General features: G+C 69.7%; 23 protein-coding genes. 14 read left to right on the top strand and 9 right to left on the bottom strand.

Annotated elements, in window-relative coordinates:
- Positions 1-47: 47 nt before the first annotated feature.
- Both AC07Q9_RS03800 and ppk2 read right to left on the bottom strand, forming a co-directional pair.
- A complete protein-coding gene (locus tag AC07Q9_RS03800; RefSeq protein WP_495307482.1) occupies positions 48-1,082 on the bottom strand; it encodes an extracellular catalytic domain type 1 short-chain-length polyhydroxyalkanoate depolymerase in 1,035 nt (344 codons plus the stop codon).
- 49 nt (positions 1,083-1,131) lie between these two features.
- Positions 1,132-2,058 carry a polyphosphate kinase 2 gene (gene ppk2, locus AC07Q9_RS03805; RefSeq protein WP_174250231.1) on the bottom strand — a complete coding sequence of 309 codons (927 nt, stop codon included), beginning with the start codon at positions 2,056-2,058 and terminating at the stop codon, positions 1,132-1,134.
- A gap of 157 nt (positions 2,059-2,215) precedes the next feature.
- Here ppk2 and AC07Q9_RS03810 point away from each other — a divergent pair, with 157 nt between their 5' ends.
- Positions 2,216-3,859 carry an inorganic phosphate transporter gene (locus AC07Q9_RS03810; protein ID WP_492677457.1) on the top strand — a complete coding sequence of 548 codons (1,644 nt, stop codon included), beginning with the start codon at positions 2,216-2,218 and terminating at the stop codon, positions 3,857-3,859.
- Positions 3,860-3,868: 9 nt separating this feature from the next.
- A complete protein-coding gene (locus AC07Q9_RS03815) occupies positions 3,869-4,909 on the top strand; it encodes a transporter (protein ID WP_495307483.1) in 1,041 nt (346 codons plus the stop codon).
- A 13-nt stretch (positions 4,910-4,922) separates the two neighbouring features.
- Here AC07Q9_RS03815 and AC07Q9_RS03820 read toward each other — a convergent pair whose 3' ends face one another.
- On the bottom strand, positions 4,923-5,864 hold the full coding sequence (locus AC07Q9_RS03820; RefSeq protein ID WP_495307484.1) for a LysR family transcriptional regulator: 942 nt from the start codon (positions 5,862-5,864) through the stop codon (positions 4,923-4,925).
- Between the two features lie 145 nt (positions 5,865-6,009).
- On the opposite strand from AC07Q9_RS03820, the gene AC07Q9_RS03825 reads away from it, so the two are divergent.
- The 8 genes from AC07Q9_RS03825 (at position 6,010) to AC07Q9_RS03860 (ending at position 13,888) form a co-directional block, all read left to right on the top strand.
- Positions 6,010-6,957 carry a Bug family tripartite tricarboxylate transporter substrate binding protein gene (locus tag AC07Q9_RS03825; protein WP_495307485.1) on the top strand — a complete coding sequence of 316 codons (948 nt, stop codon included), beginning with the start codon at positions 6,010-6,012 and terminating at the stop codon, positions 6,955-6,957.
- Positions 6,958-6,964: 7 nt separating this feature from the next.
- Positions 6,965-8,539, top strand: a complete 1,575-nt coding sequence (locus AC07Q9_RS03830) for a GMC family oxidoreductase (protein WP_495307486.1) — start codon at positions 6,965-6,967, stop codon at positions 8,537-8,539.
- Between the two features lie 120 nt (positions 8,540-8,659).
- Entirely contained in the window at positions 8,660-9,517 is an 858-nt protein-coding gene (locus tag AC07Q9_RS03835) for a 3',5'-nucleoside bisphosphate phosphatase (protein WP_062482136.1), read from the top strand.
- Positions 9,514-10,491, top strand: a complete 978-nt coding sequence (locus tag AC07Q9_RS03840; RefSeq protein WP_307694629.1) for a DMT family transporter — start codon at positions 9,514-9,516, stop codon at positions 10,489-10,491. The genes AC07Q9_RS03835 and AC07Q9_RS03840 overlap by 4 nt, the downstream gene beginning before the upstream one ends.
- 18 nt (positions 10,492-10,509) lie before the next feature.
- Positions 10,510-11,145 (top strand): L-threonylcarbamoyladenylate synthase, encoded by a 636-nt coding sequence (locus tag AC07Q9_RS03845; RefSeq protein WP_489059519.1) that lies wholly within the window; start codon positions 10,510-10,512, stop codon positions 11,143-11,145.
- 43 nt (positions 11,146-11,188) lie between these two features.
- Entirely contained in the window at positions 11,189-11,860 is a 672-nt protein-coding gene (locus AC07Q9_RS03850; protein ID WP_489059521.1) for a site-2 protease family protein, read from the top strand.
- A gap of 17 nt (positions 11,861-11,877) precedes the next feature.
- A complete protein-coding gene (locus AC07Q9_RS03855) occupies positions 11,878-13,209 on the top strand; it encodes a tryptophan--tRNA ligase (protein WP_095744105.1) in 1,332 nt (443 codons plus the stop codon).
- Between the two features lie 76 nt (positions 13,210-13,285).
- The gene (locus AC07Q9_RS03860; protein ID WP_056578680.1) at positions 13,286-13,888 is read left to right on the top strand and encodes a LuxR C-terminal-related transcriptional regulator; all 603 of its coding nucleotides are present in this window, start codon (positions 13,286-13,288) and stop codon (positions 13,886-13,888) included.
- Positions 13,889-13,978: 90 nt separating this feature from the next.
- Here AC07Q9_RS03860 and AC07Q9_RS03865 read toward each other — a convergent pair whose 3' ends face one another.
- On the bottom strand, positions 13,979-15,166 hold the full coding sequence (locus AC07Q9_RS03865) for a hypothetical protein (RefSeq protein WP_495307487.1): 1,188 nt from the start codon (positions 15,164-15,166) through the stop codon (positions 13,979-13,981).
- A gap of 103 nt (positions 15,167-15,269) precedes the next feature.
- Positions 15,270-16,685: a surface-behavior sensor histidine kinase ShkS gene (gene shkS, locus AC07Q9_RS03870; RefSeq protein ID WP_489059525.1), complete on the bottom strand. Its 1,416-nt coding sequence runs from the start codon at positions 16,683-16,685 to the stop codon at positions 15,270-15,272.
- A gap of 203 nt (positions 16,686-16,888) precedes the next feature.
- On the opposite strand from shkS, the gene AC07Q9_RS03875 reads away from it, so the two are divergent.
- Both AC07Q9_RS03875 and AC07Q9_RS03880 read left to right on the top strand, forming a co-directional pair.
- Complete coding sequence (locus AC07Q9_RS03875) at positions 16,889-17,290, top strand: phage holin family protein (protein WP_489059527.1); 402 nt, start codon at positions 16,889-16,891, stop codon at positions 17,288-17,290.
- Between the two features lie 76 nt (positions 17,291-17,366).
- On the top strand, positions 17,367-18,377 hold the full coding sequence (locus tag AC07Q9_RS03880) for a LacI family DNA-binding transcriptional regulator (protein WP_495308216.1): 1,011 nt from the start codon (positions 17,367-17,369) through the stop codon (positions 18,375-18,377).
- A 36-nt stretch (positions 18,378-18,413) separates the two neighbouring features.
- Here AC07Q9_RS03880 and AC07Q9_RS03885 read toward each other — a convergent pair whose 3' ends face one another.
- Positions 18,414-19,616 (bottom strand): MFS transporter, encoded by a 1,203-nt coding sequence (locus AC07Q9_RS03885; protein ID WP_495307488.1) that lies wholly within the window; start codon positions 19,614-19,616, stop codon positions 18,414-18,416.
- Between the two features lie 144 nt (positions 19,617-19,760).
- On the opposite strand from AC07Q9_RS03885, the gene AC07Q9_RS03890 reads away from it, so the two are divergent.
- Positions 19,761-20,672, top strand: coding sequence for a LysR family transcriptional regulator (locus AC07Q9_RS03890; RefSeq protein WP_495307490.1), 912 nt, complete (start codon positions 19,761-19,763; stop codon positions 20,670-20,672).
- Between the two features lie 120 nt (positions 20,673-20,792).
- On the opposite strand, the gene AC07Q9_RS03895 is transcribed toward AC07Q9_RS03890, so the two are convergent.
- Both AC07Q9_RS03895 and AC07Q9_RS03900 read right to left on the bottom strand, forming a co-directional pair.
- Positions 20,793-21,860, bottom strand: coding sequence for an L-idonate 5-dehydrogenase (locus AC07Q9_RS03895; RefSeq protein WP_495307492.1), 1,068 nt, complete (start codon positions 21,858-21,860; stop codon positions 20,793-20,795).
- A 14-nt stretch (positions 21,861-21,874) separates the two neighbouring features.
- Positions 21,875-22,828: a 2-hydroxyacid dehydrogenase gene (locus AC07Q9_RS03900; protein ID WP_495307493.1), complete on the bottom strand. Its 954-nt coding sequence runs from the start codon at positions 22,826-22,828 to the stop codon at positions 21,875-21,877.
- Between the two features lie 179 nt (positions 22,829-23,007).
- Here AC07Q9_RS03900 and AC07Q9_RS03905 point away from each other — a divergent pair, with 179 nt between their 5' ends.
- Positions 23,008-23,769, top strand: coding sequence for a glucose 1-dehydrogenase (locus AC07Q9_RS03905; protein WP_495307495.1), 762 nt, complete (start codon positions 23,008-23,010; stop codon positions 23,767-23,769).
- Positions 23,770-23,779: 10 nt separating this feature from the next.
- Here the strand turns inward: AC07Q9_RS03905 and AC07Q9_RS03910 are convergent, their stop codons facing one another.
- Entirely contained in the window at positions 23,780-25,153 is a 1,374-nt protein-coding gene (locus tag AC07Q9_RS03910) for an amidohydrolase (protein ID WP_495307496.1), read from the bottom strand.
- Between the last annotated feature and the right edge of the window lie 129 nt (positions 25,154-25,282).

A 25,282-nucleotide genomic window follows, 5' to 3' on the forward strand; every position in this document is an offset into this window, starting at 1 on the left:
GCATCGCGGCAATGACCTCCAAGGTCATGCGCGCAAGGCGCGGGCGCTCAGCGCTTGTCGAACTGCGCGGACGCAAAGGCCCACGTCATGCGCGTCGCATCAGGCCCGATCGGGTCGCTGAACAGCTGCCCGCGCGCCCCGCCGCTCCACGAGTGGCCGAGCCCCGCGATCTCGCACAGCGTGACCAGCGTGACGCCCTTGCGCTTGAAGTCGGTCACGCGCATGGCGTGGCGCTTGCCGCGCTGCAGGTCGCGCGGCGTGCCGGGGCGCGCGCCCAGGGCGGTGGCCCAGACGGCCGCACTGCTCACGGCGTTGCTCGGCGCCACCACGGTGTCGGCGTCGCCGTGCAGCACCAGCATCGGCGGCAGCGTGGCGAAGACGGCCGCGGCGCCCATGGCCTTGCCGACCGCGGTGACGGGCATCGGCGGCACGTGCTCGCCGCGCATCGCACCGAGCGCGGTGGCCGGCGACTTCGCGGCGCCGGGCGCCACGCCCGAGTGCATGACCACGGCGCGAAAGCGGTTCGGGTAGCGCGTGGCCAGCAGCGCCGCCATGCTCGCGCCCGCCGACAAGCCGGCCACGGCCACGCGGTCGCGGTCGGCGGGGTACAGCATGCAGGCCTGGTCGACGGCGGCCATCAGCGTGGCGGCCTCGGCGTCGGCCTTGCCGGAGCGGCGCTCGTACCAGTTCCAGCAGCCCTGCGGATGGGCGATGCGGTCCTGCTCGGGGTAGAGCACGAGAAAACGCTGGCGCACCGCGAGCGCGTTCATGCGCGTGCTGGCCGCGAAGTCGCGCCCGGTCTGGCCGCAGCCGTGCAGCATGACGATGAGCGGCAGCTTCTCGCCGGGCTGCAGTTCCAGGCCGGCCGGACGGAACAGGTGAAAGCCGCGTGCACCGCCGGGGCCGAGCGCCATGCCGCTGAGCCAGTCGCCCTTGCCGGGCGGTGGCTTGAGCCGCTCGGCGGTCGCGCGCCGCACCCGGCCGGCCACGCGCTTGCCGTTGCTCAGCGTGAGCTTGGTGAGCGCCTTCAGGTTGCGCTCGTAAGCGCGGGCGAAGAAGGAAGCGGTGGAGCGACGGGCCATGGCGCAGTGTGCAGGCAAAGCGCCGGGCGGCCAAACGGCCGCGGAGCCTTCAGTAGATTTCCGGCACGATCATGGTGGCGGGCACGGGCTGGCGCAGGTAGTCGTCATGCCGTTCGCGCGCCGGCAGCTCGACCGGCGCGTGCGCCACTTCCTGGTAGGGCAGCTGGCCCAGCAGGTGGCTGATGCAGTTCAGGCGCGCCTTCTTCTTGTCGACGGCCTGCACCACCCACCACGGGGCCTCGGGGATGTGGGTGCGCTCCAGCATGATCTCCTTCGCCTTGGTGTATTCCTCCCAGCGGCGACGGCTCTCGAGGTCCATGGGGCTGAGCTTCCACTGCTTGAGCGGGTCGTGGATGCGGCCCAGGAAGCGCATGTGCTGCTCGTCGTCGGTGATGGAGAACCAGTACTTGATGACCTTGATGCCCGAGCGCACGAGCATCTTCTCGAACTCGGGCACGGTGCGGAAGAACTCCTCGTACTCGTCGTCGCTGCAAAAGCCCATCACGCGCTCGACGCCGGCGCGGTTGTACCAGCTGCGGTCGAACAACACCATCTCGCCGGCGGCCGGCAGGTGCGCCACGTAGCGCTGGAAGTACCACTGCGTGCGTTCGCGGTCGTTGGGCGCGGGCAGCGCGGCCACGCGGGCCACGCGCGGGTTCAGGCGCTGGGTGATGCGCTTGATGACACCGCCCTTGCCCGCTGCGTCGCGGCCTTCGAAAAGAATGACCACCTTCTGCTTGCTGTGCTGAACCCAGTCCTGCAGCTTGACCAGCTCGCCCTGCAGGCGAAAGAGTTCCTTGAAGTAGGCCTGGCGCGCCGCCTTGTCGGACACGGAAGACGCGGCCGAGCCGGGGTCGAGCCCGTCGAGGTTGCGGTCTTCGATCTCCAGTTCGAGCTCTTCGTCGTAGCTGTCGATCAGGTCGCGGGCGATGCGTTGCATCAGGTCTTCGTGGTCGGGAAGTGCGCTCGTCAGCATGATGAAAGGGGAAAGAGTGGCGGGTAGACAAAAAGCATGCTGCACCCGCCGCATGACGGCGGCGTGACGGTTTTGCGGCGGGTTCCTGTCAGCCGACACGCCGTTGTCACATGGCGCGAACACCATCCGGGGCACTACAACAGCCCAAAAACCGTCCATGAACACGCTCGCCGCCCCGCCCTCGCAGGCACCGGAGATGCCGGCCGCGCCCAGCGCGGCGCACCGGCCCCAGCTCGACGCCAAGCCCGGCGCGATCACGCTGATCACCTTCGTGGGCCTGCTGGCCGCGGGCCTGTTGTTCACGGCCTGGAGCCTGGTGGGCGACGTCACGGCCTCGGGCGCGCCGGTGACGACCTGGGTGCCTTACATCCTGCTGGGCGTGGCGCTGCTGATCGCGCTGGGCTTCGAGTTCGTCAACGGCTTCCATGACACGGCCAATGCCGTGGCCACGGTGATCTACACGCACTCGCTGCCGCCCAACTTCGCGGTCGTGTGGTCGGGCTTCTTCAATTTCCTGGGCGTGCTGGTGTCCAGCGGTGCGGTGGCCTTCGGCATCATCGCGCTGCTGCCGGTGGAGCTGATTCTTCAGGTGGGTTCGGGCGCGGGCTTCGCGATGGTGTTCGCGCTCTTGATCGCCGCGATCATCTGGAACCTGGGCACCTGGTGGCTGGGCCTGCCGGCGTCGTCGTCGCACACGCTGATCGGCTCGATCATCGGCGTGGGCGTGGCCAATGCGCTGATGCACGGGCGCGACGGCACGAGCGGGGTCGACTGGGCGCAGGCCACCAAGGTGGGCTATTCGCTGTTGCTGTCGCCGATGGTGGGCTTCGGCTGCGCCGCCCTGCTGCTGCTGGTGCTGCGCGCCTTCGTGAAGAACCGCGCACTGTACGAAGAGCCCAAGGGCAGCACGCCGCCGCCGTGGTGGATTCGCGGCCTGCTCATCCTCACCTGCACTGGCGTGTCGTTCGCGCACGGCTCGAACGACGGCCAGAAGGGCATGGGCCTGATCATGCTGATCCTGGTGGGCACGGTGCCGATGGCCTACGCGCTGAACCGCGCGATGCCCGCGAACGAAACCGTGAAGTTCGTGGCCGTGGCCGAGATGGCGCAGAACGCGCTGAACCGCAAGGCACCCGCCACCCTGCCCGCGCTGGAGCCCGCCGCCGCGCGCGACACGCTCTCCACCTACGTGCGCACCCGCGAGTTCAACGACCGCGTGGTGCCGGCGCTGGCCGTCACGGCCGGCAGCATCGGCCAGCAGGTGCGCCAGCACGGCTCGCTGGCCGCGGTGCCGGCCGAGGCGGTGGCCAACGTGCGCAACGACATGTACCTGGCCTCGGAGGCGATCCGCCACCTCGACAAGAGCGGGGCCGCGGCTTTCGACGACGAGACGAAGCTGCGCGTCAACACGTTCCGCCAGGAGCTGGACAGCGCCACGCGCTTCATTCCGCTGTGGGTCAAGATCGCGGTGGCCATCGCATTGGGCCTGGGCACCATGATCGGCTGGAAGCGCATCGTGGTCACCGTGGGCGAGAAGATCGGCAAGACGCACCTGAGCTACGCGCAGGGCGCCTCGGCCGAGCTGGTGGCGATGTGCACCATCGGCGCGGCCGACATGTACGGCCTGCCTGTGTCGACCACGCACGTGCTGTCGTCGGGCGTGGCCGGCACCATGACGGCCAGCGGCTCGGGCCTGCAGATGTCCACGCTGCGCAACCTCGCGCTGGCCTGGGTGCTGACGCTGCCGGTGGCCATGGCGCTGTCGGGCTCGCTGTACTGGCTGTTCACCCGTCTTTTCTGATCACACACCTTGTCGTCGGTATTCCATGACCTGTCCGCCCAGACCTACGGCGGCGACGAAGCCGGGCTGATCTGCGGCTACCTGTTCGATGCCGCGGCGCCGGAGCCCGCGCGGGCGATCGATTCGGCGCAGGCCGCCGCGTGGCTGGCTGCGCACAACAGCGCGGAGGACGACGGCGGCGCCTACGTGTGGCTGCACTTCAACCTCAGCCACGCGCACGCGGAGCGCTGGTTGACGCGGCACGCGGCGCTGTCGGACACCTTCTACGAGACGCTGCACGAGGGCCTGCCCTCCACGCGCATCGAGCGCGCGGACGACTCGCTGATCGCGGTCATCAACGACGTGCACTTCGAGTTCAGCTTCGAGCCGTCCGACATTTCCACGCTGTGGATCAGCGTCGGCCCGCGCCTGGTGGTCACGGCGCGCACCAAGCCGCTGCGTTCGGTCGACGCGCTGCGCACGGCCGTGAAGGCGGGCGAGGCGCCGCGCTCGAGCACCGAGCTGCTCGAGCACCTGTTGCGCGCGCAGGCCGACGTGCTGGTGAAGATCGTGCGCGGCGTCACCTCGCGCATCGACCGCATCGAGGACGAGCTGCTGGCCGGGCGCCTGGACCACAAGCGCGCGCGCCTGGGCGTGCTGCGCCGGCTGCTGGTGCGGCTGCAGCGGCTGCTGGCGCCCGAGCCGGCCGCGCTGTTCCGCCTGCTGCAGGGCCCGCCGGCCTGGATGGCCGAGCCCGACGTGCAGGAGCTGCGCGGCTCGACCGAGGAGTTCTCGGTGGTGTTGCGCGACATGCAAGCGCTGCAGGAGCGCATCAAGCTGCTGCAGGAAGAAATCGCCGCCAACGTCAACGAGGACAACAACCGCAGCCTGTTCGTGCTGACAGTGGTCACGGTGCTGGCGCTGCCGATCAACATCCTGGCCGGCCTGTTCGGCATGAACGTGGGCGGCATCCCGCTGGCGGAACACAAGCACGGGTTCTGGATCGTGGTGGCGATCGTCGCCACCTTCACCGCCGTGGCCGCCTGGACGGCGTTTCGCAAGAAGCGCTGAGGCGCGGCCGCACTCAATCCGACGGCAGCGGCGCAACGGCCGCGTCCTGCATGCATTGCAGGAAGACGCGCGTGGGCGTGTTCATCGCCTCGCTGCGCAGGCGGAAGGCGCACATGGGGCCGCGCAGCAGCTCGCCCGGCATGGCGATGCGGCGCACGAGCCCGCGCCGCTCGAAGTCTTCGGCGTAGTGGTTGGCGGTGGCCCACAGCAGGCCCGAGCTGCGCACGAGGTGCAGCGCGAGCGGGGCCGAGTCGGCCTGGATGTCGGCCGGATGCGGCCCGCCCGGGCGGCGGTGCACCGACAGCATGCGGTCCAGCTTGGGCCGCAGAGGCGTGCGGTGCGGCGGCAGCACCCAGCGCTCGTTGGCGGCCTCGGCCCAGGTCGGCGCGCGCTTGAGCGCCAGCCGGTGCCGCGGCGCCGCCACGATGCTGCTGAACTCCTCGTACAGCGGCGTGACCTCGACGCGGTTGAGGTCGACCGTCCACTCCGCGTGCGCGAGCATGAGGTCGATGCGCCCGTCCTGCAGCGCGCCGTGCAGGTCCTCGATCTCCAGCGTCTGCACCATCGGGCGCACGTGGGGCAGCATCTGCGAGGCCTGCAGCAGCGCGGCCGCGAGCCGCTGCGCCGAGAACACGGGCAGCACGCCCAGGCGCAACTCGCCGCTCACGCCCACGCGCAGGTCGCGCAGCGACTCCTCGGCCAGCATCAGCTCGCCCAGCACGCGGTCGGCATGCCGGACCATGCTCAGCCCCGCCGCCGTGGGCGAGATGCGCTTGGTGGTGCGCTCGAACAGGCGCACCTGCAGCGTGGCCTCGAGCTGGGCCAGCGTGCGCGACAGCGCGGGCTGGGTGGTGTTGAGCAGCTCGGCCGACTTGCTCAGGCTGAGCGTGCGGCCCAGCTGGCTGAGCAGCCGCAGCTGGCGCAGCGTGAGGTTTCGTTCCAGGAAGGAGGCCATGGCCATTTATATCGGCAACGGTATGAGTACGCTCGGATTTCTCATTTGTCGCCCTCCCCCGGCCTGCCCAGAATCCGCCCACCCCCTGGCACCCCGGAGACCCGCGACGACCGAACCGACGAAGCGATCCCTTTGCGCCGCCCTCATGGCTGCCGCCCTGCTGGCCGGCCTGCTGCCCGCCGGTGCGGCGGCCCAGGCGTACCCGTCCAGGCCCGTGCGCCTGATCGTGCCGTGGGCGCCCGGCACGCCGGCGGACGTGGCGGGCCGCGTGGTGGCCGAGCGCATGGCGGGCGGGCTGGGCCAGACCGTGTTCGTCGAGAACCGGCCGGGCGCGGCCGGCACCGTGGGCCTGGGCGAGGTGCTGCGCCAGCCGGCCGACGGCTACACGGTCTACATGCTGTCGTCGGCCTCGCTGGTGGCGCCGCTGCTGTTCCCCGGCCAGTCGCTGGACCTGCTCAAGAGCCTGGAGCCGGTCGGCATGACGGCCTGGAGCTACAACGTGCTGGTGGCGCCCGCCGCCTCGGCGCTGGGCTCGCCGCGCGAGCTGGAGGCCGCGGCCAAGGCGCGGCCGGGCACGCTGAGCTTCGGCTCCGGCGGCAACGGCACGCCGGCGCACCTGGCCGGCGCGCTGTTCGCCCAGCAGACCGGCAGCCAGCTCACGCACGTGCCGTACAACCAGTTCCCGATGGCGGTGGGCGACCTGCTGGCCGGGCGCCTGGACACCATGTTCCTGACCGCATCAGCCGCATTGCCGCAGATCCAGGCCGGCAAGCTGCGCGCGCTCGCGGTGACCGGTGCGCACCGCCTGCCGGCCCTGCCCGCCGTGCCCACGATGATCGAGCAGGGCTACGCGGGCTTCGAGCTGCGCTCCTTCGACGGCATGACGGTGCGCAGCGGCACGCCGCGCGAGATCGTCGAGCGGCTCAGTGATGCGCTCGCCAAGGCGCTGGCCGCCCCCGAGGTGCGCGAGCGCCTGGCCACGCTGGCGCTTGAGCCGGAGCCGATGACGCCGGCGCGCTTTCGCACCGTGCTGGCGGCCGAGTCGGACAAGTGGCTGCGCCTGGGCCGCAACGCCGGCATCAAGGCCGACTGAGCGGGCGATGCAGGCAGACATCGTGATCGTCGGGGGCGGCTCGGCGGGCTGCGTGCTGGCCGCCCGCCTGAGCGAAGACCCCGCGCTGCAGGTGGTGCTGGTCGAGGCGGGGCGGCCCTCGCGCAACCCGTGGTTGCGCATTCCCATCGGCTACTTCAAGACGGTGGGCCACCCCCGGCACGACTGGCGCTTCGAAACCGACCCCGAGCCGGACATGGCACAGCGCCGCCTGCCCTGGCCGCGCGGGCGGGGGCCGGGCGGCTCCAGCCTCATCAACGGCATGCTGTACCTGCGCGGCCACCGCGCCGACTACGACCAGTGGGCCGCGCTGGGCAACCCGGGCTGGGACTGGGACAGCGTGCGCCCCTACTTCGACCGGTCGCAGCCCGCGGCCGATGGGCCGCTGTGGGTGTCCGCGCTGCCGCGCGATGCGCTGTCGGATGCCTTCATCGCCGCGGCGGCGCACGCCGGCATCGCGCCCACGGCCGACTTCAACGGCGGCGACAACAGCGGCGCCGGCTACTTCCGGATGACCACGCGCAACGGGCAGCGGATGGACACCGGGCGGGCCTTCCTGGCGCCGGCGCGGGGCCGGCCCAACCTGCGCGTGCTGTCGGGCGCGCAGGCGACCCGCGTGTGCTTCGAGGGGCGGCGCGCCGTCGGCGTGGAATATGTGCGCGACGGCAAGGCCGAACGCGTCTCGGCGCGGCACGAGGTGATCCTGAGCGCCGGCGCCATCCAGTCGCCGCAGCTGCTGCAGCTCTCGGGCGTGGGGCCGGCCGGGCTGCTGGGGCGCCTCGGCCTGCCGGTGGTGGCGCCGCTCGAGGGCGTGGGGCGCAACCTGCAGGACCACCTGCAGGTGCGGCCCAGCTACCGCTGCCACGGCATCGAGACGCTCAACGACATCGCCCACAGCCGCTGGCGCAGCGCGCGCGAGTTCATGCGCTACCTGCTGACGCGCGGCGGCGCGCTGAACGGCGGCGTCTACCGCGCCGGCGCCTTCTTTCCGGCGGGCGACGACGCCGCGGGGTGGCCCGATGCGCAGATCCACTTCGGGCTGGTGAGCTTCGAGCGGCCGCACCAGCCGCCGCATCCATTCCCGGGCGTGACGCTGTCGGCCTGCCTGCTGCGCCCGCACAGCCGCGGCGAGATCATGCTGCGCTCGGCCGATCCGCTGGCGGCGCCGTCGATCCAGCCGCGCTACCTGTCGCACGAAGCCGACCGCGCGCTGGCCGTGCGGCTGGTGCGCAAGATGCGCGAGATCGCCGCCGCACCGCCGCTGGCGCGCTACCTGGCGCAGGAGCACGAGCCCGGGCCCGCGCTGGCCAGCGACGCGCAGCTGCTGGACTGGGTGCGCCGCCGCGGCGGCAGCATCTTCCATCCGGTGGGCACCTGCGCCATGGGCCCCGCCGACGATGGCGCTGCGGTGGTGGATGCCCGCCTGCGGGTCCATGGCCTGCAAGGGCTGCGCGTGGTGGACGGCTCGGTGATGCCGCGGCTGGTGTCGGGCAACACGAACGCGCCGATCATCATGATCGCCGAGCGCGCCGCCGACCTCGTCAGGCACGACCTGCGCGCCTGAGCGCCCACGGGACGGCGCGCGCCAAGCCGCTTGGGCGATGAGGTTAATGCTATTTATCTAGTAGCACCGCGAAGCATCCACACGCCGGTGTCGGCGGGCGAGAGCGCCTAGAATCGGCCGGTGTCTTCTACTCTCAATGCCGATCTTCACTGCCACTCCGTGGTCTCCGACGGCACATTGACGCCCGAAGCGCTGGCAGCCCGCGCCGCCGCCAACGGGGTCGAGCTCTGGGCCCTCACCGACCACGACGAGGTCGGCGGCCAGCACCGCGCCGCCGCGGCCGCGCGCGAAAACGGCATGCGCTACCTCACGGGCACCGAGATCTCGGTGACCTTCGCGAACGAAACCGTGCACATCGTCGGCCTGGGTTTCGACCCCGACGACGCCGCCATGTCGCAGGGCCTGTACGACACGCGCGGCGGGCGCGGCAAGCGCGCGCAGGAAATGTCCGAGGGGCTGGCCAAGGTCGGCATCCACGGCGCCTACGAAGGCGCGCTCAAGTTCGTCGGCAACCCCGAACTCATTTCGCGCACGCACTTCGCGCGCTTCCTGGTCGAGCAGGGCCACTGCCGCGACACCCCCGAGGTGTTCCGCAAGTTCCTCACCGAAGGCAAGCCCGGCTACGTGCCGCACCGCTGGGCCTCGCTGAAGGATGCCGTGCACTGGATCACCGCCGCCAAGGGCATGGCCGTGATCGCGCACCCGGGCCGCTACAAGTTCACGGCCAACGAGGAGTACGCGCTGTTCCTCGAATTCAAGGCGCACGGCGGCCAGGCGATCGAGGTCGTCACGGGCAGCCACACGCCGGCCGAGTTCGTCGAGTACGCCGACAAGGCGCTCGAGTTCGATTTCGCCGCCTCGCGCGGCAGCGATTTCCACAGCCCCGACGAGAGCCATTGCGATCTCGGCAAGCTGCCACCGTTGCCCGGCAGCCTCACGCCGGTGTGGGAACTGCTCGGCCACCGCATCCAGCAGTGAGCCAGAGCCCCGGGCCCGGCATCGACAGCGCGGCCACCGCCGCGCTCGCCCAGGCACGCGCCGCAGCGCAAACCCGCCGCCGCACCGAATCCGAACGCATCCTGGCGGGCATCGGGCTGGTCATTCTGGCGGTGGCCTGCTTCGCCACGCTCGACACCGCCACCAAGTATTCGACGCTCGCCGTGCCGATCCTCATGGGCGTGTGGTTCCGCTACGCCTTCCAGGCCGTGGCCACCACGCTGGTGCTCTTGCCGCTGCGCGGCACGGCCCTGCTGCGCACGCAGCACCCGCGCTACCAGGCGCTGCGCGGGGCGCTGCTGCTGGGCTCGAGCCTCTTTGCCTTTTTGAGCCTGCGCTACATGCCGCTGGCCGAGTTCACGTCGATCGTGCTGATCGCGCCGCTGGTGATCACGCTGCTGGCCGCCACCACGCTCAAGGAGCAGGTGTCGCCGCTGCGCTGGACGCTGGTGGCCGGCGGCTTCATCGGCACGCTGGTCATCCTGCGACCGGGCGGCGGCAGCTTCAGCTGGGCCGTGCTGCTGCCGCTGGGGCTGGTGCTGACCAACGCCTGGTTCCAGGTGCTCACGAGCAAGCTCGCGCAGACCGAGAACCCGCTGACCATGCACTTCTACACGGGCTGGGTCGGCACGCTGCTGGCCTCGGTGGCCGTGCCTTTCGCCTGGACCGCCCTGCCCTCGTGGGAATGGTGGGCGCTGCTGTGCCTCATGGGTTTCATGGGCACGGTGGGACACTTCATGCTGATCCTGGCCTACCAGCGCGCGCCCGCCTCCACCCTCACCCCGTACCTGTACGCGCAGATCGCCTTCGCGATGCTGGGCGGCTGGCTCATCTTTTCCCACGTGCCCGACCGCTTCTCGCTGATCGGCATGGCGATGATCGCCGTGTGCGGCGCCGCCGGCGCGTGGCTCACCGTGCGCGAGCGGCGCGTGCCGATCGAGCCTGCGGAATCCTGATCAGGAGCAACCCACACCATGGCCCAGTACTTCGAAGTCCACCCCGAGAACCCCCAGCAGCGCCTGCTGAAGCAGGCCGTGGCGCTGCTCGCGCGCGGCGAGATCGTGGCCGTGCCCACCGACTCCAGCTACGCGCTGGCCTGCCACCTGGACGACAAGGACGCGGTCGACCAACTGCGCCGCATCCGCCAGGTCGACGAGAAGCACCACCTCACGCTGCTGTGCCGCGACCTGAGCGAGCTGGCCAACTACGCGCGCGTCGACAACAAGCAGTACCGCCTGCTCAAGGCCGCCACGCCCGGGCCCTACACCTTCCTGCTCGAAGCCACCAAGGAAGTGCCGCGCCGCGTGAGCCACCCGCAGCGCAAGACCATCGGCCTGCGCGTGCCCGACCACAAGGTGCTGCTGGAACTGCTGGAACTGCACGGCGCGCCGCTGCTGGCCACCACCCTCATCGCCCCCGGCGAGACCGAGGCGCTGAACGACGCGCAGGAAATCCGCGAGCGCTTCGAGAAGCAGATCGGCGCCGTCATCGACGCCGGCGCCTGCCCGTCGCAGCCGACCACCGTGGTCGACCTCACGCCCATGGGCACGGGCGACGACCCGGTCGTGGTGCGCCAGGGCCGGGGTGCACTCGCGGTGCTTGGCCTCTGACAAACGGCTCGGCCGCCTCATTCCTCTCTGACACAATCGCGCAGTGGATATTTCCAATCTGATACAGACCGTTCTGATTTACGCACTGCCGGTGATCTTCGCGATCACCGTGCACGAAGCGGCGCACGGCTACGTGGCCCGCCACTTCGGGGACAACACCGCGGCCATGATGGGCCGCGTGACGCTCAACCCGCTGAAGCACATCGACCCCATCGGGACCATCCTGATGCCGCTGATGCTGTACTTCGCGACCTCGGGCGCCTTCCTGTTCGGTTATGCCAAGCCGGTGCCGGTCAACTTCAACCGCCTGCGCCATCCCAAGCGCGACATGGTGTGGGTCGCGCTCGCGGGCCCGGCCTCGAATTTCATCCAGGCCATCCTGTGGGCCGTGCTGCTCATCGTCATCGTCGCGGCCGGCGTCAATGAAACCTTTTTCATCAAGATGTGCCAGGGCGGCGTGCTGGTCAACCTCGTGATGTGGGCCTTCAACCTGTTCCCGCTGCCCCCGCTCGACGGCGGCCGCGTGCTGGCCGGCCTGCTGCCCAGCGGCCCGGCGCAGAACTTCCTGGCGCGCATCGAGCCCTACGGTTTCTTCATCGTGATGGCGCTGGTGCTTGCCGGCATCGTCAGCAACTACTGGCTGCGCCCGCTGATGGATGCCGGCTACTTCGTGGTCAACCTGCTCATCACGCCGCTCAAGGCAATGCTGCTCTAAGTCTCTCCTTCCGTCACATGGCTTCGTCTTCTCCCGCTCCCCTGCGCGTCCTGACCGGCATCACGCCGTCGGGCACGCCCCACCTCGGCAACTACGTCGGCTCCATTCGCCACTCGGTGCGCCAGAGCGTCGCGGCCGGCGTCGAGAGCTACTTCTTCCTGGCCGACTACCACGCGCTCATCAAGGTGCAGGAGCCGGCGCTCATCCAGCGCTCCACGCTCGAGATCGCCGCCAGCTGGCTGGCCTGCGGCCTCGACCCCGAACGCGTCACTTTCTATCGCCAGTCGGACATCGCCGAGATCACCGAGCTCACCTGGTTCCTGACCTGCGTCACCGGCAAGGGCGTGCTCAACCGCGCCCATGCCTACAAGGCCCAGCTCGACAAGAACATCGCCAAGGGCGAAGAACCCGATGCCGACGTCACGGCGGGCCTGTTCATGTACCCCGTGCTGATGGGCGCCGACATCCTGATGTTCAACGCCCACAAGGTGCCCGTGGGCCGCGACCAGGTGCAGCACATCGAGATGGCGCGCGACATGGCGCAGCGCTTCAACCACCAGTACGGCGAGCACTTCACGCTGCCCGACGCCGAGATCGACGATGCGGTCGCCACCTTGCCCGGCCTCGACGGCCGCAAGATGAGCAAGAGCTACAACAACACGATCCCGCTGTTCGCACCGCGCGCGCAGCTGCAAAAGCAGATCGCCAGCATCGTCACCGACTCGCGCGCGCCCGGCGAGCCCAAGGACACCGAGGGCTCGGCCCTGTTCCAGATCTACCAGGCCTTCGCCAGCGCCGAGGAAACCGAAGCCCTGCGCAAGGCGTACGCCGACGGCATCGCCTGGGGCGACGCCAAGCAGGTGCTGTTCGAGCGCATCGACCGCGAAGTGGCGCCGCTGCGCGCGCGCTACGAGGCGCTCATGAACGACCCGGCCGAGATCGAACGCATCCTGCTGCTGGGCGCCGAGAAGGCGCGCAAGCTGTCGCGCCCCTTCATGACCTCGCTGCGCCATGCGGTCGGCCTGCGCAACCTCGCGGCGGGCCGCGACGGCGCCGGTGCCAAGGCCGCCAAGGTGGCGAAGCCCAGCTTCAAGCAATACCGCGAGAAGGCCGACGGCCTGTTCTATTTCAAGCTGCTCGATGCGCGCGGCGAAACCCTTTTGCAAAGCCGTGGATTCGCGTCGCCGCAGGAAGCCGGCCGTACCATCGCCGACTTGCAGGCGCAACGCGGCGCGGCGCTCACGGCACTGGCCGCGCAGCTCGAACCGGTCGACGCGCAACAGGCTCGCGCCGCCACCGAGGCGCTGGAGGCACTGGCGGAGGCAACGTCCACCACCCAGGGACATTGATCCGGCAACAACCCGCGGGCCATCCGCCGGCGGGCGTGACAAGAGAGAAGACGGTGCGATCACAAAGGAAGAAAACATGAGCATTTATGTCATCGACGACCACCCCCTGATGCGCGACGCGATCGTGATGGTCCTGCGACGCCTGCGCCCCGCCGAGAACATCGTCGAGCTCGAGCGGCTCGACAAGCTCGCCAGTTCGGTCCAGCAGCGTGGCGCGCCCACTCTTTTCTGCCTGGACCTGAAGCTGCCGGACACCAATGGCGTCTCGGGCGTGATCGCGGTCAAGCAGGTCTATCCGAACGTGCCGATCGCCGTGTACTCGGCGGCCCCGGCCGCCGACATGGAAGACGCCTGCATCGAGGCCGGCGCCGACACCTACATCGAAAAGTCGGCCAGCTCCAACGAGCTGGCAGCCGCCCTGCGCGGCCTGCTGATGGCCGGGTCGGAAGACGACACCGAGGAGATGCCGGCCGCCAACAGCGGCAAGCTCTCCAAGCGCCAGACCCAGCTGATCGCCATGCTCGACAAGGGCATGAGCAACCGCGACATCGCGACCGACCTGGAGATCAGCGAACACACGGTGAAGGTGCACCTGTGGCGCCTGTTCCGCCGTCTGGGCGTGAAGAGCCGTACGCAGGCCTTGCACTATGCACGGACGAATGGATTGCTGTCGGGCTGAGCCCGCGAAGCTGCTGGCTTGATCAGGAACCGCGCCTCGTGCGCGGTTTTTTCATGGAGGCGCCCCCTGCAGGCGCCTCCGTTCATCCGCTCAGGAGGGCTTTCGCCGGTACACGAGCTGATGCACGACCTCGACGGTGTAGATCCCCTGCGTGTTCGGCACCACTTGATAGACCGCCGCATTGAGGTCGAGCTCGACGTTCTCGGAAAACTCCGTGTCGAACGTCTTTGAATAGACGGGGACCTTGACGTACGGACTGTCCCGATCGGTGATCAAGGTGACCACGATGCGAACCGAGGTCTGTCCCGTGACCTCCCACCCGCGAGGTGCATTGGTCGGTACCACCGTTCCGGTAATGCGATATCGCGCCTTGGGCCGCTGGATGGCAACGCGCGGATCATCCGGCCAGTAGATCATCCGGGCCCCTTCCAGGCTGTAGCGGAAAGCGAATCCCGCACTCTTGCCGATCGGGGTCTGCGCCAACACCACGGCATTTGCGCCAATGTCATAGGCCGTGCTGACCGACGTGACCGGCGTATCCGCAGGAAACGTTCCGGGGGTCGCCAGAACCAATTCGCCCATGCGATGTGGACTGGCGCCATTGAAGCTTCCACCCGATCCGGACAGATAGCCGCGAAGTTCAAAGCCTGGCATGGGGATGGAGCAACTTCCGACATCGAACCCCGATGGCCAGAAATCCTTGAAGTACGTCTCGAGCCGATAGCCATTGCACCCCACATCGGGGGTGTACCTGCTTCCGTTGTCCGGCGCGGCAAGCGTCTCGATCAACGCGAACTTCAGATGTGGCCCCGCCGCCGGCGCGGTGGGCGTGACCGTCAGGTAGGCCGCCTCGCTGTCCTTCACCCCATCGTTCACCACCAGGCGAACCACGAACTCGCCGGGAACGTCCGGGAGGAAAGAAGGAGTTGCACTGTCGGCGCCAGCGAGCACCGCCTTGCTGTTCAAGGGCTTGGACTGCAGCACCCACACGTAGCGCAGCGAACGCCCTTGCGCCGCCTGGCTCGTGCGGCCATCGAGCTTGAGGACCAGCCCCAGGGTCGTGTCGGCGGGTTTCGCCACGCGGGCTTGCGGCGGTTCATCCCCGACGGGTGCCGGCGTCTCCGGCTCCGAGGGGCCGGCAGGCCCGCCCGTGCCCGTGCCCGAATTTGGCGAAGGCAGGCCGAAGACAGGCCCTCCGCCGCCACCACCTCCACCACCGCATGCGGTCAGCAATGCGAGCGCCGCAACGCCCAACGCATGTTTGAACTGAATCGCCATATCGCCTGATCCTCCCTTGTGTATTGACAGGGAAGATAGCAGAGCCGGCGACGCATTCGCGCGCTCGACGCGGCTTTGCGGCACCTGTGTGATCGAGCGCCGCTCAGCCGCCCGACGCACTCACCCGCGCCTGCGCCACCGCCTCGTCGGCGTCGTGCAGCGCCACGCGGAACACGCTGCCGCTGCCCAGGCGCGAACGCACGCTGACCGGGTGGCCGAGCACGTGCGACAGCCGCGCGACGATGGCCAGGCCGAGGCCGAAGCCGTCGGAGGTGCCGGCGTGGTCGGCGACCTTGTAGAACTCGAGGAACACGTCGCGCAGGTGCTCGGGCGCGATGCCGATGCCGGTGTCCCACACCTCCACGCGCATGCCCTCGCGGGTCTGGCGCGCGGCCAGCAGCACGCCGCCTTCGGTCGTGTACTTGATGGCGTTGGCGAGCAGGTTGCCGATCATGCGGCGCACGCGGATCGGGTCGGTGAGGAACGAGCCCTCGGTCACGTGCACCCGGAAGTCCAGGCCGCGGCTCTCGGCGACGGGGCGGTACTGCAGCTCGAGGTCGTGCAGCAGCTCGGCCACGTCGACGCGCTCGATGTGCAGGCGCACCTGGCCCGCGTCGATACGCGCCAGGTCGAACATGGAGTCGAACAGCGCGTTCACCGCGTGGGTGGCGCGCACGATCTTCGGCGCGAGCTCGAGCACCAGCTCGGGCTCGTTGCGCAGCCAGTCGGCGTACAGCGACAGCGCCAGCACGGGCTGGCGCATGTCGTGCGCGGCGCTGGCCAGGAAGCGGTTCTTCATGGCCACGGCCGACACCGCTGCCTGCCGCTGCTGCGTGAGCGACTTGATCAGGATGTGGTTGTGGAACAGCAGCTCCAGGCTGTTGCGCGCGGTCTCATGGATGTTGCGCCCGGCGCGCAGCAGCAGGAACCAGTGCAGGATCGGCAGCAGCGGCATCAGGTAGCCGTACTGGAACTGCGGGCTCTGCAAGGTCACGGCCACGAGGCGCACCAGCACCGCGCCGAGCATGGTGATGAACAGCGTGTTGACGTAGCGCTTGAGCAGCGGCGGGTGCAGCGCCAGCCCGTTGAGCGGGAAGGTGCCCACGCCGGCCACGATGAGCCAGCTCATGAACTGGTTGACCTGCGGCGTGCGCTCGAAGAACAGCAGCACCGAGCAGCCCCAGACCACCGCGCTGGTGCTCCACACGAAGCCGTAGCGATCGGTGAACTGCTGCTGTGCGACGGCGCTGCGCCCGGCGTAGCGCACGGCGTACACACGTGCGCCCCAGGCCCGGCAGGCGGTGGCGATCAGGCCGGCGGCCAGCCAGGTCAGCAGCTCCCAGCGGGGCACGTGGCCCCAGCTCAGGCCGACCATGGCGGGCATCAATGCCGCCGAGACGAGGTAGGAGCCGCGCGCCGAGCGCATCAGGCTGCGGATGAGTTCCCCGCGCACCCACGACTCGGCTTCGTCGGCCGATGCCGGTGCAGGTGTCACGCTTGCGATCGACGCATTCGCCATGGGTGCATGACCGTGGTGGATTCGGCCAAACCAAAGAAGGATGGAGACAAACGCCCGCGCAGGCGCCGGAAGGTCGCGATCTTAACGGGCCGCCCCCTGCTGTTCGAGCCACCCCGCGCAGAAAATCCGCCCGCGCCTGCCCGTGGCCGGTCCACTGCGGCGCCCCGCATTACCATGACGCCTGCCGCCACACACCGCACCCTATGCTGAACCACATCACCCCTTTCCTCGTCCACTGGGCCATCACCGGCATCTCGCTGTGGGTCGCCAGCCATCTCTTCAAGGGCCTCAAGTTCGAGAGCACCTCGGCGCTGATCGTGTCGGCGCTGCTGCTCGGCCTGGCCAACGCCATCGTCAAGCCGCTGCTGATCGTGCTCACGCTGCCGCTGACGCTGCTGACCTTCGGGCTGTTTCTTCTGGTCATCAACGCGCTGATGATCCTGCTGGTGGCGGCGCTGGTGAAGGGCTTCAAGGTGTCGGGTTTCTGGACTGCGCTGTTCGCGAGCATCTTCATCTCGCTGCTGAGCATCGTCATCGGCTCGTTCGTGACGGGCGGCGATCCGGCCGAGCAGATCCAGATGCCGCAGGGCGGCAACTGGCTCTGAGCGGGCCCCTCCCCCGCGAGACCGCACCTTGCCCCCGCGCCCGCAGGCCGCCGCGCCCCCCGCCCGTCCGGTGACCATGGCCGACGTGGCCGCGCGCGTGGGCGTCTCGAAGATGACGGTCTCGCGCGCACTCAACCGCCGCCCCGGCAGCGGGCGCCTGGCCTCCGAGGCACTGCGCGCGCGCATCCTCGCGGCCTGCGAAGAGATGGGCTACGTCATCGACCAGACCGCGCGCACCTTCTCGAGCAAGCGCTCGGGCTTCGTGGCGGTGCTGATCCCCTCGCTCAACAACTCCAACTTCTCGGACACCGCGCAAGGCATCACCGCCGCGCTCGAGGCGCGCGGGCTGCAGCCGCTGCTGGGCCACACCGACTACCGCCAGGACACCGAGGAGCGGCTGATCCGCTCCATGCTGATGCGCAGGCCCGAGGGCGTGATCCTCACGGGCGGCAGCCACACGCCCGCCGCGCGCGCCATGCTGCAGGCCGCCGGCGTGCCGGTGGTCGAGACCTGGGACCTGCCGGCCGAGCCGCTCGGGCACACGGTGGGTTTTTCCAACGCCGACGCGGCGGCGGCGATGGTGCACCACCTGCACGGGCGCGGCTACCGGCGCATCGCCTTCATCGGCGGCACCTCCGGGCGCGACACGCGCGGCGCCGACCGCCAGCGCGGCTACGCCCGCGCGATCCGCGAGCTCGGGCTGCCCGACGGGCGGGTCATCAGCTTCGGCGAACCGCCGATCTCGATGGTGCAAGGCGGCGAGGCCGTGCGCCAGCTGATGCGCCAATGGCCCGACGTCGACGCGGTGCTCTGCGTGTCCGACCTGTCGGCCTTCGGTGCGCTGATGGAATGCCAGCGCCAGGGCTGGGACGTGCCGGGCCGCATCGCGATCGCGGGCTTCGGCGACTTCGAAGTCGCGCGCGCCTGCCATCCGCGCATCACCACCGTGGCGGTGGACTGCGTGGGTATCGGCAAGGCGGCGGGCGAACTGCTGCTGCGTGTGATGGACGGTGCGCGGGACGGGCACCGGCCGCCGACGGAGACGGTGATGATCCCGTTCCACATCGAGCAGCGCGAAAGCTCCTGAGGCGGTTGCGCGCGATATGCGCCGCGCCCTTCGGAATCAGTGGGACGACCGGTGCGGCTTCGCGGGAAAACCGTGCGCACGCGATGCCCAGGCAATCAGAAGGGCGGGAAGCAACAGCGCCAGCAATGCCCACGGAAAAGCGCCGACGCCCGATGTCTCCAGCAGCACGCCACCGACGATGCCGCCGCCCGCGATGGCGATGTTCCACACCGTCACGAGAATGGATTGCGCCACGTCCGCGCCGGGGCCGGCTGCTTCGGCCGACGCGGTCTGCAGCAAGGCCCCGGAGCCGCCGAAGGTCAGCCCCCACGCGGCCACCGCGACATAGACCACCACCGGTTGCGTGCCGGCGACGCCCAGGGCCAGCGACGCCAGCGCAAAGCCCGCGAGGGCGAGCAGCACCAGCGAGCGCAGCATGCGGTCGATGAGCAGCCCGCTGATCCAGATGCCCGCGAGCGACGCCACGCCGAAGACCAGCAGCACCGCATCGACCCGATCGGACAGGCCGGCCGGCGCCAGGAACGGCATCACGTAGGTGTAGAGAATGCTGTGCGCCAGCACCCACAGCGCAAGCACGGCCAGCACCGGTCGCACGCCGGGCGTGACGAAGATCCGGCGCACCGGCGCGCGCTTTTCGGCCGCCTGCCCCGGGTAGTCGGGCACCTGCAGGAAGACCCAGGCCATCACCGCCAGCGTGAGCAGCGACATGCCGCCGAACGCGGTGCGCCAGCCCAGCGTGGCGCCCATCAACGTCCCCAGCGGGACGCCCAGCGACAACGCCAGCGGTGCCCCCAGCCCGGCCACTGCCAGCGCGCGCCCCTTGAGGTGCTCGGGCACCATGCGCCGCGCATAGCCCGCCAGCATTCCCCAGATCAGACCGCCCGCCATGCCGGCCATGAAGCGCGCAACCAGCGCGACGGCATAGCTCGACGTCAGCGCCGTGAGCGTGTTGAAGGCCAGAACGGCGACCAGCGCCGCGATCAGCAACGGCCGGCGCCGCCAGCCCAACGTGGCCGCCGTCAGCGGAATGGCCGCGACCAGCGAGCCGATGGCATAGAGGGTCACGAACTGGCCCGCGAGCGCTTCCGACACGCCCAGGTCCTGGCTGATGCGCAAGAGCATGCCGGCCGGCATCGTCTCCGTCAGCAGTGCCAGGAAGCCGGTCATCGACAAGGCCAGCAAGGCGGCCACGGGCAGTCGTTCAGCGCGCTGGCCCACGGTGGCGGTTGTGGTGGTCATTCAGTTGTTTTCCATCGTCTGTGCCCGCGTTGGCCGGGTGGCCCGCGTTGGCGTTCACCGCAGTGTGAGCGGGAATGCATCAATGAAAAATGGGCTAAAGTTTCAAATACATATGACTCCCAAGTCATCAATCAAAGTCAGGCCATGGACAACCTGGGTTCGCTGAACGTCTTCGTTCGCGCTGGCGAAACGCGCAGCTTCACGGCCGCGGGGCAGCAGCTGGGCATCTCGGCCTCGGCCGTCAGCAAGGCCATCGTGCGGCTCGAAGAACGGCTGGGCGTGCGGCTGTTCCATCGCTCCACGCGCACCGTCCACCTGACGCCGGAAGGCGCGCTGTTCCTGGAGCGCTGCCGGCGCATCCTCTGCGAGGTGGAATCGGCCGAAGCGGAACTGCTGCAGACACAGAGCGCACCCCGCGGCAAGCTGCGCATCAGCCTGCCGTCGGTGGGCACGCTGTTCATGCCCAAGCTGGCGGCGTTCAAGCGGCTCTACCCCGACATCGAACTGGACATCGACTACGCCGACCGGCTGGTGGACGTCATCGAGGAAGGCTTCGACGCGGTCATCCGCACCGGCGAGCCCAGCGATTCACGGTTGATGGCGCGCCGCATCGGCTCCTGCCGCAAGGTGATCGTCGGTGCGCCGGCCTACTTTCGCCGGGCCGGCGTGCCGCGCGAACCGCAAGACCTGGCAAGCCACGCCTGCCTGCTCTATCGCTTTCCCAGCACCGGCAAGCTGGACGTGTGGCCGTTGGGCCTTGCGGCCGGCGCGCCCGCCATCGACCTGCCGGCCAGCATGGTGACCAACACGCTCGATCCGCAGGTCTGCTTTGCCGAGCAGGGGCTGGGCATTGCCTGCGTGCCGGAGATCGCCGTGCGCCAGCAACTGGAACAGGGCCGCCTGGTCACGGTGCTGGACGACCACAACCACGAACACATGATCTTCCACGTGCTGTGGCCGTCGAGCCGGCAGCTGTCGCCCAAGATCCGTGTGTTCGTGGACTTCATCGCGCAGCACCTGTTTCCGCTTTCGGATGCGCTGGCGCAGCCGCTGTGAACCGCAGTGAAGCGAGCCCCCGTCACATCGACGCGGGAGGCAAGAACCTCGACGAGGACGACCCCGAACGGGGTCTATTTCAAATCCGTTCGCTGACCGATCAAGACACCCGGCATTCGCTCACTGCGAGACGGCCGCGGTATCCGCAAAGTCGATCAGCACCTTCATCGCCTTCTGCCGATCACTCGCCAGCTCGAAGGCCTCGCGCGCCTGCCCCATCGGGAAGGTGTGCGACACCACCGGCGACAGGTCGACGCGGCCTTCGTTGATGAGGCGCACGGCCAGCGCGAACTCGGCGTGGAAGCGGAACGAGCCGCAGATGCTGAGCTCCTTGGCCACCACGAGGTTCTGCGGAATGCGCACGTCGCCGCCCAGGCCCAGCTGCACGACCACGCCGCGCGGGCGCATGGTCTCCAGCCCGTCGCGCAGCGCGCGCTCGTTGCCCGAGCATTCGAGCATCACGTCGAAGCTGCCCTTGCCGGCCGCGTGCGCCGCCACCCAGCCGGTGTCGCTCGCGGCGTTGATGGCGTGGTCCGCCCCCATCGCACGCGCCACGGCCAGCGGCTCGTCGACCACGTCGGTGGCCGTGATCTCGGCCGCGCCGTGCACGCGTGCCGCCGCGATGGCCAGCACGCCGATCGGTCCGCAGCCCGACACCAGCACGCGCTTGCCCAGCAGCGAGCCGGCGCGCGACACCGCATGCAGCCCGACCGAGAAGGGCTCGGCCAGCGCGGCCAGGCGCAGCGGCACGTGCGCGTCCACCTTCACGCATTGCGTGGCCTCGCACAGCAGCATGTCGCGGAACGCGCCCTGCACGTGCGGCGTGCGCATCGCGCTGCCGTAGAAGCGCATCTCCAGGCACTGGTTGGGCAGGCCTTCGAGGCAGAACTTGCAGGCGCCGCAGGGGCGGCTGGGGTTCACCGCCACCTTGTCGCCGATGCGCACGGTCTGCACGCCGGGCGCCACCGCCACCACGGTGCCGGCCACCTCGTGGCCGAGCACCATGGGTTCCTGGATGCGCACGGTGCCGAAGCCGCCGTGGCGAAAGTAGTGCAGGTCGGAGCCGCAGATGCCGCCCATGCCGACCTTCACCAGCACCTGGCCGGGGCCGATCTCGTCCACCTCCTGCGCGTCGAGCCGCAGGTCGTCGGGCGCGTGGATCACGAGGCACATGCAGCGTAGACGCATGGAATTTTTTCCTTTCAGGCCACGGGTGTGACGAGGGGGCGGCCTGCGAAGTGGGCCTCGAGGTTGCGGCGCACCAGCTCGCCCATGGCGCGGCGGGTCTGCTCGGTGCCGCTGCCGTTGTGCGGGTGCAGCACCACGTTGTCGAGCAGCGCAAAGCGCGGGTCGATGCGCGGCTCGTTCAGGAACACGTCGAGCGCGGCGCCGGCGATGGCCTTGCGCTCCAGCGCATCGAGCAGCGCGCCCTCGTCCACGGTGGAGCCGCGCGACACGTTCACCAGCCAGCCCCGCGGCCCCAGCGCCTGCAGCACCTGCGCATCGACGATGCCGCGCGTGGCCTCGCCGCCCGGCAGGATGACGATCAGCACATCGCACCAGTCGGCCATGGCCGCCAGGCTCGCGAAGTGGCGGTGCGGGCTGTCCGGTTGCGGCGTGCGGGTGAAGTAGCCCAGTTCCATCTCGAAGCCCGACAGCCGCTGCGCGATGGTGCGGCCGATGCGCCCGAAGCCGGCGATGCCCACGCGCTGGCCGAAGAAGCGCGTGGCCAGCGGCATCGCGCCCTGGACCCAGGCGCCGCCGCGCACGAACAGGTCGGCCGCGGGCACGCACCGCTGCAGCGCCATCGCCAGGCCCACGGCGAGGTCGGCCACGTCGCCATTGAGCACGTCGGGCGTGTTGCTCACCTGGATGCCGCGCGCGCGGCAGGCGGCGAAGTCGACGGCATCGGTGCCCACGCCGTAGCAGGCGACCAGCTCCAGGTTGGGCAGCGCGGCGATCAGCTCGCCGCTCGCGCCCAGGTCGCCGCGCGTCGCAATGGCGCGGACCTGCGGCCCGTGGGCGGCAAGAAAAGCGGCGCGGTCGGGCGCCTCCCAGAGGCGGTGCAGCGTGTAGGCCGCCTGCATCGGCGCCATGTCCCAGTCGGGATACGCGCCCGTCATGAGCACGTGAGGGGGTGTCGCGTCGGCGGTCAAGCGGGTCTCCTGCAAAGGGATGGAACGGTGGATACCGGTAACTCTATCCACCCGCCCGGCACGGCCGCAAGACCGGATTCGCCCGGTTGACGCGCCAAATAGATACCGGTAACTTATTCACACTGTCACACACCGATCCACCGGGCCCGGCAGGGGCCCGCCTGCAGGAGCTGCGCTGGATGAAACTGTTCGATCTTTCGGGCCGCACCGCCCTCGTCACCGGCGCCAGCAAGGGCATCGGCTACGCGCTGGCCGAAGCACTGGCCACGGCCGGCGCGCGCGTGGTGCTCAACGCGCGCAGCGCCGCCCCGCTGGCGGCGGTATGCGACGCGCTGCGCGCCAAGGGCCTGGCGGCCGAGGCGGCGGCCTTCGACGTGACCGACGCTGCGGCGGTGGAAGCCGGCGTGGCGGCAGTGGAAGCCGACATCGGCGCCATCGACATCCTGGTCAACAACGCCGGCATGCAGCACCGCGGGCCCTTCGCCGAATTCCCGATCGACGCCTGGCACCGGATCACCACCACCAACATCGACAGCGTGTTCCTGGTGGGCCGCTTCGTGGCGCAACGCATGATCGAGCGCCGGCGCGGCAAGATCATCAACGTGTGCTCGGTGCAGAGCGAGCTGGGCCGCCCCGGCATCGCGCCCTACGCCGCCACCAAGGGCGCCGTGAAGATGCTGACCAAGGGCATGGCCATCGACCTGGGCCCATACGGCATCCAGGTCAACGGCCTGGGGCCCGGCTATTTCAAGACCGAGCTGACGCAGGCGCTGGTGGCCGACGAGGCCTTCACCGGCTGGCTCTCAGGCCGCACGCCGGCCGGGCGCTGGGGCGAGGTCGAGGAGCTCGGCGGCGCGGCCATCTTCCTGGCCAGCGACGCCTCGAGCTTCGTCAACGGCCACATCCTGTACGTGGACGGCGGGATCACCGCCAGCCTGTAGCCGGCGCGGTTCAGCGCTGCTGCGCGCCCGCCATGTAGTCCACCGTGAGCTGCGTCAGCGTGCGCACGCCCACCAGCAGGCTGGCCTCGTCGACGAAGAAGCGCGGCGAGTGGTTGGGCTCGGCCTTGTTCGCGTCGCGGCCGGGCGGCGTGGCGCCGATCATCACGAACAGGCCGGGCGCCTTCTGCGCGAAGAACGAGAAGTCTTCGCCGCCCGTGCCCTTGGGGATCACGATCGGCGTGGCGCCGGGCACGCGCTGCAGGCTGGGCAGCATCTTGGCGGTCAGGGCCGGGTCGTTCACGGTGGGGGCGTAGCCGTCGGCCTCAACGCGGACCTCGGCCGTGCCGCCGCCGCTTTGCGCGATGTGCGAGGCGGTCTCGCCCATGCGCTTGATGATGAACTGGCGCATCTCGTCGTCGTAGGTGCGCAGCGTGCCGCTCATCTCCACCGAATCCGGAATGATGTTGTAGCGCGTGCCCGCATTGAAGGTGCCCACGCTCAACACGGATGGCTCCTTGGTCACGTTGACCTGGCGGCTCGCGATGGTCTGGAAGCCCAGCACGATCTGCGAGCCCAGCACGATCGGGTCGACCCCGCTCCAGGGCTGCGAGCCGTGCGTCTGGCGGCCCTTCACGCTGACCTTGAAGGTGTCCGAGCTTGCGGTGATGGGGCCGGGCTTGTAGCCGATCTGCCCGGTGTTCAGTGCCGAGACCAGGTGCAGGCCGAACACCGCGTCGGGCTTGGGCGCGTCGAAGGCGCCTTCGGCCAGCATGCGGCGCGCGCCGCCGATCTCGGCATTGGGCAGTTTTTCTTCGGCCGGCTGGAAGATCAGCTTCACGGTGCCCGGCAGCTGCGCCTTCATCGAGGCCAGCACCTCGGCCACGCCCATGAGGATCGCCACGTGGCCGTCGTGCCCGCAGGCGTGCATCACGTCGACCGTGGCAAAGCCCCACTGGGCACGCGCCTTGGAGGCGAAGGGCACGTCGACCTGTTCCTTCACGGGCAGCGCGTCCATGTCGGCGCGCAACGCCACCACCGGGCCGGGCTTACCGCCGCGCAGCGTGGCGACCACGCCGGTCACGGCCACGCCCTCGCGCACCTCGTAGCCCAGCGCCTTCAGGTGGGCCGCGACCAGCGCGGCGGTGCGCTTTTCCTGGTTGCCCAGCTCGGGGTGCTGGTGGATGTCGCGGCGCCAGTCGATCACCTTCTGCTCGATGGCCTTGGAACGCTCGGCGATCAGCGGGTACAGCGGCACGGCGGCGGCCGGCGCGGGCGATGCGGCAGCAGCCGCAGCAGGCGCCTCCTGCGCCGAAGCGCACAGGGACGAGACGGCAAGGACGATGGGCAGGCACAGGCGCGTGGCCGGACGGAATCGGTGGGACATGGTGAGGTGTTGTGAGAAAAGCAAGAAAGGGAAGGACCCGCCAGGCGGGAGCCCTTCGTCCGCACGGCCCCGTCGGGCCGGCAGCCGATGCGCCCTTGTCTGCCGCCCGACCCCGTGAGCGTAGGAAGG

Source organism: Variovorax sp. GW821-FHT09A10 (assembly GCF_059418385.1).